The following is a 12,356-nucleotide window of genomic DNA, read 5'->3' on the forward strand; positions in this document are numbered from 1 at the left end:
CCCATGGGGAAAAACATGAAGCGAATGCTCTGGCTGCTTTGCTTGCTGCTGCCCGGCGCGGTGCTTGCTGATTGCCCGCGGGTGGCTGGTCAGGAAGATGATCGGCGTGCCAATGCGGGCTGTTTGATTCTGCATGAGGACAAGGTGCTGCTGATTACCCATCGCTGGGGCGGCAAGCTGGGGGTGCCGGGCGGTACTCGTGAAGCCGATGAGCTGGCCCAGTGTACGGCGCACCGGGAGACCTATGAGGAAACCGGGCTGGATGTGACCGTGGGCCGGCGTCTCAGAGTGATGAAAAACGGGTTCCATCTCTATGACTGCAAGCCGGCGTGCTCACCGGAAAAGCCGGATGTGCCCACTGCCGGCCGCCTGGAAGTGAAGGCGATCGGCTGGTATCGAGTGGATGAACTGGATAAGGAGAACTGGCGTTTCTCCTATCAGTTCGAGGACTTCAAGGAATTGCTGCGTGAGCAGGTCGACTCCAGCGTTGCGCCCCAACAGAACGGGTGCTGAGCTGACAGCTTCATCACGGTAGCCTGGATACACTGTTTGTCCTGACTGGCGGTGCTGCTGTGGGTGCCTGGTCGGTTTCATTGAAGCGGTGACATCTCGCCAGGTCTTCTGTCATGGTGCAGTTGATTGTGAATGTCGGGGTGACAGGAGGAGGGGAATGACGGGGTTTTCCACATCGGATCTGGCCTTGCTGTTGTATCAGGCTGCTCAGGATAAAAATCGTTGGCCGGCGTTGGTGGCGGCACTGCAGGAAACCGCCAACCCCTTTGACGACGATGCCATCTACCAGAATCCTGTGGCCAGACGGGAACTGCTTGAGCAACTGCTGCCCCATATCCGCCAGGCGCTGGACATGGCTGACCGGTTCGAGTCCCAGGCGGTGTCGCAGAATTTGCTGGATCGCACGCTGGAAATGCTGCCGATGGGGGTGGCGTTGCTCGATGACCGGTTGAATATCATCATGTTGAACCAGCAGGCTGATCGCACCCTGGCAGAACATGAAATGCTGGCCAATCATGATGGCCATTTCCGGATCAATAATCGTGAGCAGCATAAACTGCTCCATCACTATATCGCGCAGTCTCTCAACGAAGGCAGCAGCCATGCCTTGATGTTGTCCCCGGGGGATCCTCGCTCCGTCTCCCTGCTGGTATGTCCGGCAGATCTGGTAAAAGACAGGGACGACAATGACCCCCCGGCGGTCACCCTGTTTTTATCCAATCCTGAGTTCCAGTCCTTGATTGATGAGCAAACGCTGATCGACCTGTATCAGTTGTCGGCAGCGGAGGCAGATCTCACTCGGGACCTGATTCATGGCTATGATCTGCGCAGCATTGCCCAGCGCCGTCAGGTCTCGGAGCAGACGGTACGAACCCAGTTAAAATCCGTTTTCCGAAAAACGGAAACGGCCCGGCAGGCAGAGTTGGTGTCGCTGGTACTGTCCGGTCTGGCACCTCTCAGGGGTAGAGAGTCGATAACCGGAAACGTAGCTGATGAGATCGGTGAAGCGACGGGGTTACGTTATTGCAAAGGCGCCCATGGTCAGCGGCTCTGTTTTGCGGAGTACGGTGATCCGCAGGGGGTGGCGGTGATGTTCTGTCACAGTGTGCGTGGCTCCCGTCTGGAGGTGCCTGGCGGTGACAGTGTGTTGCGGGACATGCAGATTCGCCTGATTATCGTCGAGCGCCCAGGTTATGGTGAGTCGGAGGCGCTGACCGAGCGGACGGTGGATGATCTGGCGGAGGACATGCGATGCCTGGCCGATCATCTGGGGCTGCCGCAATTCCATCTGTTGGGTTACTCGCTGGGCGGATTCCTGGCCTTGCATTGCGCGGCCCGGTTGGGAGACCGAGTCAGCCGTCTGGGGCTGGTTTCCAGTCTGGCTCCTCCGGGTGGGGAGGCGGGTAAACCGTTGAAGGGCATGATGCGCCTGGCTGTTGCTCTGGCTGACAAGGCGCCGGGCCTGGCTGAGACTGTTCTGGACCATATGGCTCGCACGATTCTGAAAAACCCTCGCCGCCATTTGGGATCGTCGGTGGACCGCAAACTGCTTGCCGAACTGGGTCATCAGGAACGTTATTTGCTGGCGCTGAGAGAGTCGTGCCGGCAGGGTTCCATGGGATTCGTTCAGGACTTGCAGGCAGTGGCACGCACGCCGCTCCCGGAACCATCATCACTGACGCTGCCAGTGTATCTCTGGCATGGCGAACAGGATGGGCAGGTGCCCGCTGATCAGGCAATACAACTTGATCGTTGGTTAACCAACAGTGAACTAACCCTGTTGCCGGATGGTGGTCACTTTTTTATCTATTCCCGGTGGCCGCAGATTCTGGCCAGCTTTGTGGCTGAGTAAGGCCGTCGTGATCAGGCCCGTTGCGTGATGGCTTGTGGTACCGAACCCGCCAGGGCTTCAATGAATGGTTGCCAGCACTCGATCACCGGGTAGCGTCCCTGATCTTCCAGCACATGGAACTGGGCGCCGGGGATGCCCTGGGCCATCAACCGGGCCGGTTCCAGTTGCACGCTGCGGTCCAGGGCGCCGTGCCAGACCAGGGTGGGAATAGAAATTTCCTCCAACTCGAATCCCCAGGGTCGCAGTACCCGCAAATAGTCATCAATGATCACTCTGGCCCCCTGAAACCAGCGCTGCCGTAATTGCGGCAGGGTGATTGCCTGCACGACTGGGTCGTTGATCAGGCTGGCGTCCTTGTCATCCAGAAACCGGGAGAAGAAGGAAAAGAATTTTTCCGGCGAGCGATTGACCCCGCGCAATGCCATCTTGCCAAGAGCGATAAAGAGTCTGGGGTCACGATCTACCATTTTCAGGAGCCGACCATGCATGGGGTCAAGCTGGCCTTCCTGCATGTATTGCCAGGGGACAATGCTGCCAATCACACCGACCCGTTCAAACAGGGATGGGTATTTGGCGGCAGCGGCAAGGGCGTAGGGTCCACCGAAACAATAGCCGGCCAGGACGGGTTTTTGCAGGTTAAGGCGTTCGCAAAAATGGCGCAGATCCTCGGCAAAATCCACAAAGTTGCCATTCGGACAGGGGCTGGAAATGCCAAAGCCGGGGCGAACCACCACCAGCACCCTCAGTCCCTGGGATACATACCAGTCATGATGGGGTTCATGGCACGGCATATTCCCGGCCTGATTCTCCATGACCAGTAGAGGTTTACCCTCCGGGCAGCCATATTCGAACCAGCTCAATACGCGGTTGTCGGGCAGCACCATGAAACGCTCTTCGCGGCCATCGTGGGTGGTGAGAGCCGGCGTCGCCAGCAACGCATGGCTCATGGCCCGGCTGACCAGGGCCACCTGGCTGCTGATGCCGGTCTTGCCCATGATCGATTTCAGCTGGGTGCGGGCGGTGTGAACACTGATGGATAGCAGCTCTGCGCTCTGGCTGAGATTGCCCACCTTGCACAGCAGATGCAGTAGCCTGGCTTCGGCGGGGGAAATGCCGAACAGGTCAGCCAGGGACTGGACCGATGGCGCCGCCACGCTTTTGTCGGCAAACACCCAGACTACCGTGGTGATACGTGACACCTCATCAGGGGCGTCAGAGCGGAACACCGGCATACAAAGCAGTACCAGCTGTTCCTGCTCGGAATGCAGTAACTGGCTGTCACGGCCTTGCTGCAAGCGAACAACCTGCTGTAATTGCTGCTTGAGACGAGGGTCACTGAGCATCAGCGCGCCGCCATCGGCCATGCGCAGTGGCCCGGAGGCCAGGATACGGTCGGCTGCCGAATTGTGTTTCACCACATGCAGCTGGTCATCAAGCATGAGCATGGGCCAGGGCAGCCGATTGGTCATGTCATTGAGGAGGTGGTTTTGGTCTTCCTGGGAGTGCATGTGATTGCTGCTGCGAACAGCGCGATCCAGGTGTTGAAGCAGCGACTCCATCACCTCCAGATCTTGCTCCTGGCGCTGGCACCAGTCGACCATGGGCTCCAGCAATTCCCCCCAGTCACCCGGTGACAGGGCGGTTTCATAGATGCGCCCGATCAGGGTGTCCCATTGTTTTTGTTCAGCATCCATGGCGTTTTACCCTCAGTTCCCTGTATGAACTGTATCAAACTTTCGGGAAGGAGGAGTGAATCGGGAAGGGCGCAATGTTGCCTCCGGGTCAGCCTTGCTGACCCGGAGGACAGGAGGGATTTACTCTGCGGAAGCCAGAGATTGCATCAGGCCGGGGTAGATCGCATCGGCGGCCTTGATGGCATCCTGGAAGTTGCTGTTGGTGGCATGGACCGCTTTCAGGTAACGGGCCATGTCTTCCAGGTTGCGGAATGACTGGTCGGAGGTCTGGCGAATGTAGTCCATGCCGCCGGACGCGCTGATGGCAGCGGTGCGGCCGACTTCCTTACCGACTTTCGAGCCCAGAAAACCGCCGATGAAAGGCACGTTATTCAGCGCTTTCTGCGCGGCGTAGGCGCCTGCTGCGGAGCCGACGGCGCTGCCCATCTTGGCGTTGATGGCCTTGTCGACCCATTCCGCCAGAACGCCATCACTGGTCCAGGGGCTCATATACTCGCCGCTGTTGTCAGGAATCAGCAGGGCCGCCAAGGTTTCTTGCTGGCTGGCACGGGGGCTGGCCGCCAGGTTGGCAGTGGTGTCGGGTTGCGCGGCAGGCTGGGTGCCGCTGCGGATCATGGCAGCGATAAGGTCGCTGGAGAGCCCGCTCTTGCGCAAGCGGCGGATTTCCTCGTCGCTGAAGAGCTTGTAGGGCCCCTGGGCTTCCACCTGAGCTGCCAGAATGGACTGGCTGGTGCCGCGCCTGGCGGCATCCACCAGATCGATCACCCGTTGCCCGTCCGGACCGACAAACCACAGGGCGTCTTCCTCGGAGAGGAAGGCCACGTACCCGGGAAACAGGGACACATTTTCCCGGTGCCAGCCCAGGCTGTTGCGGCTCGGGGTATGGCTGGCCAGGTTGGCAAGAATCTCACTGGCAAACAGGCTGCTTGGATTGTCGATCAACCACTGACGTTGTTCGAGAATATCCTTGCCAGCGATTTCCTGATCGTACTGTTGTTTCTGCACAGCGACCCATTCTTCCAGCGCTTGCCGATGTTGGCGCATCATGTCGGTGGCCATGTCCGCGGAGGCAATAGCAGGATCTTTTTTGCCGACGAAAAGTGCCGAGGGTGAATAGACGGAAATATAACCCCGGATGCTGCCGCTGGCCTGGGACGTGAACAGTGTTTCGTCACCCGCTGCTACAGTCATTTCACTATCGAATGGCATGTCGGAGCTGCTTGGTAGAGTGAAGATTGAGGCGATATACATGAAAAAGTGGCCCCAGTTTATTTTGAACTGGGAGTTTTCCATGTGTACTGCCAGTCTCGGAGACGTGCTTGCCGATGTGCCAGCGGATAACGCTTGTATTTTTGGTTCGAGAGAACTTTCCAGAGCCGGGGGGATTTCTTTCCAATCAGGATGGCTGCGAACCCGGGAGTGGGCTTCCACGCTCACAGGCTCGATGTGAAACCTGACAGGCAGAGACCCGTTGTCAGTGCTGAGTGGGGTATTCCCTTCAGCGGGCACATAGCGATAGGTCATGCAGCCACTGACTAGCAGCGCGCTGGCAAAGATCAGGGTTAGTCGGTAGACGTAAAGAATAGACATGGTGGGCTCCTGATCAGCGTGCCGAATTGGCCACGGCGGTTTGCAGGCCGGGGTAGATTTTGTCGGCGGCCTTGATCACATCGACAAAGTTGCTCTTGCCGCTGTGGGTGGTGGCCAGCCAGCGAGCCATGTCATTCATGGAGTTGAAGGAAATGTCCGAGCTGCTGCGAATGAAGTCCCAGCCGCCGGAGGCTTCCAGCGCCGTATTTCCGCCCACGGCCTTGCCGGCCTTGGAACCGAGAAAGCCGCCGAGCATGCCGCCGAAGGGGACGTTTTCCAGTACCTTGTTGGCGGCATAGGCGCCGGCGATGCCGCCAACGGCTGACCCGGTTGCCTTGCCCATGGACACGTTGATGGTCTTGTTGACCCATTCCGCAGTAACGCCATCACTGGTGTAGGGCGACAGGAACTGGCCGCTGTTGTCCTTGATGGCGAGGGCGTCGATCTGCTGCTGTTGAATGGCGACCTGTTGCTCAGCAGTCTGCTCTCGACGCTCCAGGAGCACGTCGCGGGTGCCGGCAGTGCCCGGAGACATGATGCTCAGGCGAGCAAAGGTGCCGGGCTCGCCACGCATTTGGGCAACGAGCTGTTGCAGGGTCTGGCCGCTGGTCGGGGTCATTTCCCCGTCCTTGCCTTCACCGATGGCTACGATCAGGTCGCCGCTCTGCAGCAGGCCGCTTTCTTCTGCAGCACTCAACGGCACCAGGCTTTCCACTTTCAGGAAGTGCTTGTCTTCAGTTTGGTTGATGCGAATGCCAAGCAGGCCCTTGCCGAGGGGTTCCGCGTTGACGGCGGTGCCGGTGGCGTTCGTATCCAGCAGCGCCCAGACTTGCTGGCCGCCATTGCTGTAATCCACACAGCGCCAGGCATCCGTGGAGTGCTGGGATTGCACCTGGAAGGTGCCTGGCGGGGCGATGGTGGAGTGGTAGACCATCTTGCCAGACTGCACTTCCGCCTTGACGCAGGCGGTCTGGCCGGATTTGCTCGCTTGCACTACCTGTGCGTGGTAGGCGTTGGTATCCGTTGATGTGGTTACCCGACCGTTGGTGGTGGTTTCGGCAGTGCTGGCCTGTCCTGCGAGTCCCATGATGGCGACAGAGGCATGGTTGCTGGTGCCACTGTGGTGGTTGGAGGCGCACGCGCCAAGGAATACCGAGCCGATAAAAACCGCCCCCAAGCGGATGCCGGCAGAAAGACGTTCCATGATATTTCTCCTGTATCCCGATCCGCGCGGGCGGTCGTTCCCCGGACGCCCGCAAACGGAACGAGGTGTTAGCGGTAAAGAATGTTGTCCTGGGTGGCCTTGCTCATCTCAAAGCCGTCGCCCCACACCAGGGTGCCCAGCTCCATGTCCACCATTTCGAAGGAAATGTAGTGGTAGCGTTGACGCATTTGGCTCTGGCGGTCGATGGCGTCCTGGGAAGTGATGGTGGCAAACATCTGATAGTCGACACCGGCGGTGGCCTGGGTCTTGCGGATGGTGCCGCCGTCCACCAGCCCTTCACGCTTGATTTCGCGCTCTTTCTGGATGGCTGCCAGATTCTGGCGATTGACGAACACCATGCGCCCGTTAGCGGCACGGGTAAGCTCGATCTGCAGGCGCTTGGCGAGCATATTGAGGTTGATCACCGAGGTGCTCTCGTTCTTGAAGCCGTCCATGTCGATCAGCACCCGTGGCGGGGTGGGGCGGTTGGATACCATGGGATTGGACAGCAGGCTGCGCATCATCTTGTCGGTCATGGCGACCACGTCCTGGGACTCGATACCGACCCCCTGAACCCGACCGGCACTGCCTACGTCCTGGTATACAGAAGGCTGGCCGGCGGCGTTATCGACTCGTGACGGTGCACAGGCGCTGAGCAGTACAGCGGCACCGAGGATGGCAATGGGTTTAAAAGCGTTCATGGTGTTCCCCTCATGGAATTCGTGGATAAATAAGGTGCTTACTGGCTCATCTGGGCCATGGTATGGAGAGCGATTTCCTTGCCCGTGGCACTCATGGGTTGCGGGCGATCGCGTTTTTCGAAGCCGCTTTCAGCCACCACCCAGGCATGTTGGTCTTCACTGCCCGGCGGCTTGCCGTCGGTGTTGAACACAGCCACCACGCTGGCGTCTTTCACTGACAACACGCGCACCTGGTACAGGCCATCGCGGTCAAACTCGCTGCCTACCACCAGTTCCAATACGTAATCCGCTTGCTGGGACAGGGCGCGCATCTGCAGGCGCAACTGATCTGGAGAGGCGCGTTCGAAGGTGCCGTCTTCCAGGGCGTTATCGGTGATGCGCTGGGCCATGGCCTGATCAATGACGGTGGCCCCGCCTTGCTTGAAAGCGCTGATGAGTCCGCCCTGCAAACCCATGGCAATGGCGTTACGATCGCTGGTACGTAACCCGCCACGGCTTTCCTGTTCCATCGTCAGGGTGGCGCGGCCTTTTTCTTCACGGGCATCCTTGCCGGTTACGTTTAGTTCACCCTTGGCATTCAGGCTGCTGCGATAATGGCTGTACCAGTCGCTGACGCGGCTGGGGAATTCACGATTCCAGAAGACGGCAATACGCGGTTTTCCCTGGTCGGGGAAGGCCTGACGAAAACGGTTGATGACGTCCTGCTCCGGGGGGCGCTGGGACTGATCACGCAGGCTTTCCGCGTAGGCTTCTTCGCTCATGGGGGCCTGCGCGGGTGCCATCATTTCGGTGGCGGGGTGATCCTGCTGAGCGAGAACCTGACTGCTGGCCAGCCAGGCGAAGGGCAAGGCGATAGCGACGACAGTTTTCATTTGGCCTGCCTCACTTCCACCCGGTATTTCAGTTGCGCGGTGGTGGTGGATTTTTCCAGATAGACACTGGTGGAGTTGGCCGGTACCACCACTCGCTGCCAGCGCGGTTCCACGTCGGTGGGAATCTCGGACTGGTCAAAGAACTGGGTGCGAGCTTCGAGGATGCCGTTGTAATCGGTGTGATTACGCAGGACGACAAAGACTTCCGATGTATTAGCCGGTGTGCGACGAATGCCATGCTTTTCGGCGGTAAAGCGGAACACCTTGTGAGGACCGGGAATGCCGCCACTGAAATTACGATTCAGGTCGTAATCGGTGAAGGTCACGCTGTTGTAGGTGGTTGGCGCGGTACGCTGTTCATGTTCCAGCTTGTTACTGTTCTGGCAGCCGGCAAGCAGGGCGCCGGCGAGCAGGCCGACGGCAATAGCGAATTTCGCATGCATGGTGTTCTCCTTAACGTAGGGTTAACGGGCACTGGCGAAAATCACGCCGTTGCCATTCTTGTCGAAGAAAATACGGGCAGGTTTGCTGCCCGGTGGCTGGGTAATTCCGGCCTTGTTGGTGAAGGTGACACTGGCGTTGCTGGTGTCCGGGGAAAGCTGGGCACTGCCCAGATGCAGGGTGTCGGGCAGGCTGCTCCAGTAGCGGGTGTCGGCGCGGGTCTTGGTGCGAGCGGACATGCCCTGGGCGGCCACGCCAATGGCGGTGATGGTATTGAAGCCGGCGGCAAGGCCGCCTCCGGCACCGGCAGCGATGCCGGTGATCAGGCTGTTGTCACTCAGACTGGTCATGGCGTCGCCCACGTTTCCTGTGGTCTGCTTGAACTGCACCTTGCCTTCGATAATGCGATCCACGGCCCGCCCGCCCCGGGTGGACGCCTGGAAGAACACGTCTTCTGCCGGGTAGAGGGTTTGGTTGAGACCCTCACCAGCGATCTTTGCGCGATTCTCGGTAAAGCCCTTGCCGCGACGGTAGACCAGCTCGTAGTGACCCACACCGTCGGCCAGCTTGCGTGGGGAGGTGCCGGTTTCCGCCACGATCAGGGTGTTGTCCTTGTCGCCTGGTACCGGGCCGTCGGGGCGGAATTGACGGTATTCCTCGAAATGCTCACCGGCGAGACGCTCGTTGCCATCCAGTCGTGCCGCCCAACCGGCCAGGTAGACCAGTGAGGCAAAGTCGGTGCTGTGCTGTTCTTCCTCGGCGAAGGCATCCTGCAACAGGCCATTGAGGAAGGTGGCGCGAGCGTTGCCGTAATCGCCATCGATCAGGTAAATCAGGCCGCGATAGTAGTAGACCATGGAGCGTTCGTAGGGCTCGCCCTTGAACTCCTTCTCGCCTTCTTCGTACCAGAGGCTGCGAGCCTTGCGTGCCGCCTCGTTGTCTGCATACACGCTCTCGATATTGGCAATGGCTTCATCCAGGGTGCGGCGGGCGGTGTCCAGATCCCCGGTTTTGAACGCGGTGGCGCCGATTTCCATCAGGTTGAGCACTTCATTGCGGCGTCCTTCCTGGAACAGTTTTCGCCAGGCGGGCTGCAGGGCAGACGGCTGGCTGGCCACATACTCCTGTTTGGCCGGGTCCAGCGGTGTCACCGCGTATTGTTTGGGGCCGGTGGCGCAGGCGCTCAACAGGCCGGCAGCGATCAGCGGCAGCAGGTGTTTCTTGCTGACAAAGAGGGGGTGTTCCCCTGAAACAGCAGGCGTAAAAAAGGTAGCCATCAACTTCCCCGTTGGATGTTTTCTTGTTGCGGGCGTGCGGGATATCCCCAGATCCGTCGCCGCCCGGAGTCGTTCTGGGACAGTATTGGCCAGGCTGCCATCGCTGCGCATCCCCCATATGGGGGATGCGGTGATCTTGGGCGGTCGCTAGCCTGATTTCCCGTCATCGAGGAAATGGGAGAAAAACAATGAAGGGAACTTTACGGGTCGCCAGCCTGGCGGTAGCGGTGGCTATCGCAGGGTGTGGCGGCAGTGGCGGCAGCAGTGGCGGAGGAGGGGGCTCATCGGGGACCCCGCAGACCGGTACTGCCATGAAGGGCAGCGCCGTCAAGGGGCCGCTGGCCAATGCCGCTGTCACCTTGTATCAGCTGGATATCAATGCACCAGGTGGGGCGGGGGCTCAACTGGATACCGGTGGTACCAATAGTCGTGCTGCCTTTACCAATGTCAGTATTCCTGAGGGCACCACCGGTGAAATTCTGGTTGAAGTGCAGGCCGATGGGGATACCGTCGACCTGACTACGGGGCAGGCGCCGGTGATCACCCGTCTGTTGTCGGTGACCTCCGCGGAGGCGGTAGCGGCTGGGCAAACCAGTTACCCGACACCGTTGAGCACCCTGGTGGTGAACATGGCGCTGGCCAATGCGGACAACCCAGCCAATGGTTTTGCCGGTGATGGTAATGGCTCGGTAAGCGCGGATGAATGGGCGGCAGCGTTGACGCTTTCAAAGCGAAAGGTGCGCAGCCAGTTCGGCTTTGGCCTGTTGGATGACAGCGTGGATCTATTGTCTTCCCCGCCGCTGATTACCGGCGACCAGGATGACCAGGAGCAGGTAGTCAAGTTGCGGACCGCGGTGGAAGCCGTGGCGGCGCTGATGGCCGACATGGCGGAAACCGCCAAATCCGCCGATCCGAACAGCACGGAAACGGCGGATTCCATGTTTGCCGCCCTGTCTGAAGACCTCAATGACGGCCTGGTAGATGGACAGAGTGATGGTGAAGCCATCCCGACTTTCGCCAACATTGCGGATGTGGCGGGGGAAGTCACCCAGGACCCTTCCACACTCACTATCCCCGGCTCTACCAGGACGGTGTCTGAAGTGGCAACGGTGGTGGCCGATGAAACCGCTGATACCGGCGTGGACGCGGATACCACTACCGCGGAGAACACCACCACGGTTATCGAGCCGGCAGAAACCGAAAGTGATATCGATCTGGATGGTACGCCGGATAGCAGTGATGCGGATATTGATGGCGATGGCCAGCTCAATGAGCAGGACAGCGCTCCCTATAATCCGGATCGCGACGATGATGGCGTTGTTGATGGTGATGATGCCTTTCCGGATGACCCTGCCGAAACCACCGACACCGATGCTGACGGTGTTGGCGATAACAGCGACGCCTTTCCCCAAGATCCCAACGAGACGGTAGATTCCGATGGGGATGGTGTTGGGGATAACGGCGATGCTTTCCCGCAAGACCCGTCCGAGTCGCTGGATAGCGATGAAGATGGCGTCGGTGATAATGCGGACGTGTTTCCGAATGATCCCACCGAAACCGTGGACAGTGATAACGATGGCGTTGGAGACAATGGGGATGCCTTCCCGAATAACCCCTCCGAAACCACGGACACGGACGAAGACGGCGTTGGCGACAACAGCGATGCTTTCCCCGAAGACCCCACCGAGACCACGGATTCAGACAATGACGGTGTCGGGGATAACAGTGACGCCTTCCCCAACGACGGTACGGAAACTGCCGATAGCGATGAAGATGGCGTCGGTGATAACAGCGATGCGTTCCCGGAAGATCCCGCTGAAAGCGTAGACAGCGATGGCGATGGCGTGGGTGACAATGGGGATGCCTTCCCCAACGACCCCTCCGAAACCGCTGACAGTGATGGCGATGGGGTGGGGGACAATGCAGATGCTTTCCCCAACGATTCAACGGAAACCACTGACACGGATGGTGATGGTGTGGGGGATAACGCAGATGCGTTCCCGGATGATGCTACCGAAAGTGTCGATGAGGATGGCGATGGTTTCGGTGCCAATACGGCGGACCCGGATGATGCGGATCCGTGTAACCCGGACCCTGCTGCAAACGCTTGCAACAATGAAACCCCTGATGCTGTCTGGGACGAATTTAACTGGGATCAAGCCAACTGGCAGTGAGGCCGTTGGTTCAAGAAAAAACGTTGAGAGGAAATAGA

10 protein-coding genes are annotated in these 12,356 nt (G+C 59.3%); 3 read left to right on the forward strand and 7 right to left on the reverse strand.

The annotated features are described in order from the left end of the window. Positions 1 to 15: 15 nt before the first annotated feature. Positions 16 to 513, forward strand: a complete 498-nt coding sequence (locus tag KZ772_RS14030; protein WP_290537145.1) for an NUDIX hydrolase — start codon at positions 16 to 18, stop codon at positions 511 to 513. Between the two features lie 157 nt (positions 514 to 670). Next, the gene (locus KZ772_RS14035) at positions 671 to 2,365 is read left to right on the forward strand and encodes an alpha/beta fold hydrolase (RefSeq protein ID WP_290537146.1); all 1,695 of its coding nucleotides are present in this window, start codon (positions 671 to 673) and stop codon (positions 2,363 to 2,365) included. An 11-nt stretch (positions 2,366 to 2,376) separates the two neighbouring features. On the opposite strand, the gene KZ772_RS14040 is transcribed toward KZ772_RS14035, so the two are convergent. The 7 genes from KZ772_RS14040 to KZ772_RS14070 form a co-directional block, all read right to left on the reverse strand. Next, positions 2,377 to 4,059 carry an alpha/beta fold hydrolase gene (locus KZ772_RS14040; protein ID WP_290537147.1) on the reverse strand — a complete coding sequence of 561 codons (1,683 nt, stop codon included), beginning with the start codon at positions 4,057 to 4,059 and terminating at the stop codon, positions 2,377 to 2,379. Positions 4,060 to 4,179: 120 nt separating this feature from the next. Next, positions 4,180 to 5,250 (reverse strand): hypothetical protein, encoded by a 1,071-nt coding sequence (locus KZ772_RS14045; protein WP_290537148.1) that lies wholly within the window; start codon positions 5,248 to 5,250, stop codon positions 4,180 to 4,182. 412 nt (positions 5,251 to 5,662) lie between these two features. After that, positions 5,663 to 6,853: a PDZ domain-containing protein gene (locus tag KZ772_RS14050; RefSeq protein WP_290537149.1), complete on the reverse strand. Its 1,191-nt coding sequence runs from the start codon at positions 6,851 to 6,853 to the stop codon at positions 5,663 to 5,665. Positions 6,854 to 6,921: 68 nt separating this feature from the next. Then, complete coding sequence (locus tag KZ772_RS14055) at positions 6,922 to 7,554, reverse strand: CsgG/HfaB family protein (protein ID WP_290537150.1); 633 nt, start codon at positions 7,552 to 7,554, stop codon at positions 6,922 to 6,924. A gap of 38 nt (positions 7,555 to 7,592) precedes the next feature. After that, on the reverse strand, positions 7,593 to 8,426 hold the full coding sequence (locus KZ772_RS14060; RefSeq protein WP_290537151.1) for a hypothetical protein: 834 nt from the start codon (positions 8,424 to 8,426) through the stop codon (positions 7,593 to 7,595). Next, positions 8,423 to 8,869 carry a hypothetical protein gene (locus KZ772_RS14065; RefSeq protein ID WP_290537152.1) on the reverse strand — a complete coding sequence of 149 codons (447 nt, stop codon included), beginning with the start codon at positions 8,867 to 8,869 and terminating at the stop codon, positions 8,423 to 8,425. The genes KZ772_RS14060 and KZ772_RS14065 overlap by 4 nt, the downstream gene beginning before the upstream one ends. 21 nt (positions 8,870 to 8,890) lie before the next feature. Beyond that, entirely contained in the window at positions 8,891 to 10,144 is a 1,254-nt protein-coding gene (locus KZ772_RS14070) for a hypothetical protein (RefSeq protein ID WP_290537153.1), read from the reverse strand. A 188-nt stretch (positions 10,145 to 10,332) separates the two neighbouring features. Here KZ772_RS14070 and KZ772_RS14075 point away from each other — a divergent pair, with 188 nt between their 5' ends. Next, positions 10,333 to 12,318, forward strand: a complete 1,986-nt coding sequence (locus KZ772_RS14075; protein WP_290537154.1) for a hypothetical protein — start codon at positions 10,333 to 10,335, stop codon at positions 12,316 to 12,318. Positions 12,319 to 12,356 lie beyond the last annotated feature (38 nt).

It is taken from the genome of Alcanivorax sp. (assembly GCF_019431375.1).
Taxonomy (GTDB): Bacteria; Pseudomonadota; Gammaproteobacteria; order Pseudomonadales; family Alcanivoracaceae; genus Alcanivorax; species Alcanivorax jadensis_A.

Excerpts from the sequence above, each read along its gene's own strand:
- KZ772_RS14035 (WP_290537146.1), top strand. The coding sequence starts at position 671 with ATGACGGGGTTTTCCACATCGGATCTGGCCTTGCTGTTGTATCAGGCT.
- KZ772_RS14045 (WP_290537148.1), bottom strand. The coding sequence starts at position 5,250 with ATGACTGTAGCAGCGGGTGACGAAACACTGTTCACGTCCCAGGCCAGC.
- KZ772_RS14055 (WP_290537150.1), bottom strand. The coding sequence starts at position 7,554 with ATGAACGCTTTTAAACCCATTGCCATCCTCGGTGCCGCTGTACTGCTC.
- KZ772_RS14070 (WP_290537153.1), bottom strand. The coding sequence starts at position 10,144 with ATGGCTACCTTTTTTACGCCTGCTGTTTCAGGGGAACACCCCCTCTTT.
- KZ772_RS14050 (WP_290537149.1), bottom strand. The coding sequence starts at position 6,853 with ATGGAACGTCTTTCTGCCGGCATCCGCTTGGGGGCGGTTTTTATCGGC.
- KZ772_RS14065 (WP_290537152.1), bottom strand. The coding sequence starts at position 8,869 with ATGCATGCGAAATTCGCTATTGCCGTCGGCCTGCTCGCCGGCGCCCTG.
- KZ772_RS14075 (WP_290537154.1), top strand. The coding sequence starts at position 10,333 with ATGAAGGGAACTTTACGGGTCGCCAGCCTGGCGGTAGCGGTGGCTATC.
- KZ772_RS14040 (WP_290537147.1), bottom strand. The coding sequence starts at position 4,059 with ATGGATGCTGAACAAAAACAATGGGACACCCTGATCGGGCGCATCTAT.
- KZ772_RS14060 (WP_290537151.1), bottom strand. The coding sequence starts at position 8,426 with ATGAAAACTGTCGTCGCTATCGCCTTGCCCTTCGCCTGGCTGGCCAGC.
- KZ772_RS14030 (WP_290537145.1), top strand. The coding sequence starts at position 16 with ATGAAGCGAATGCTCTGGCTGCTTTGCTTGCTGCTGCCCGGCGCGGTG.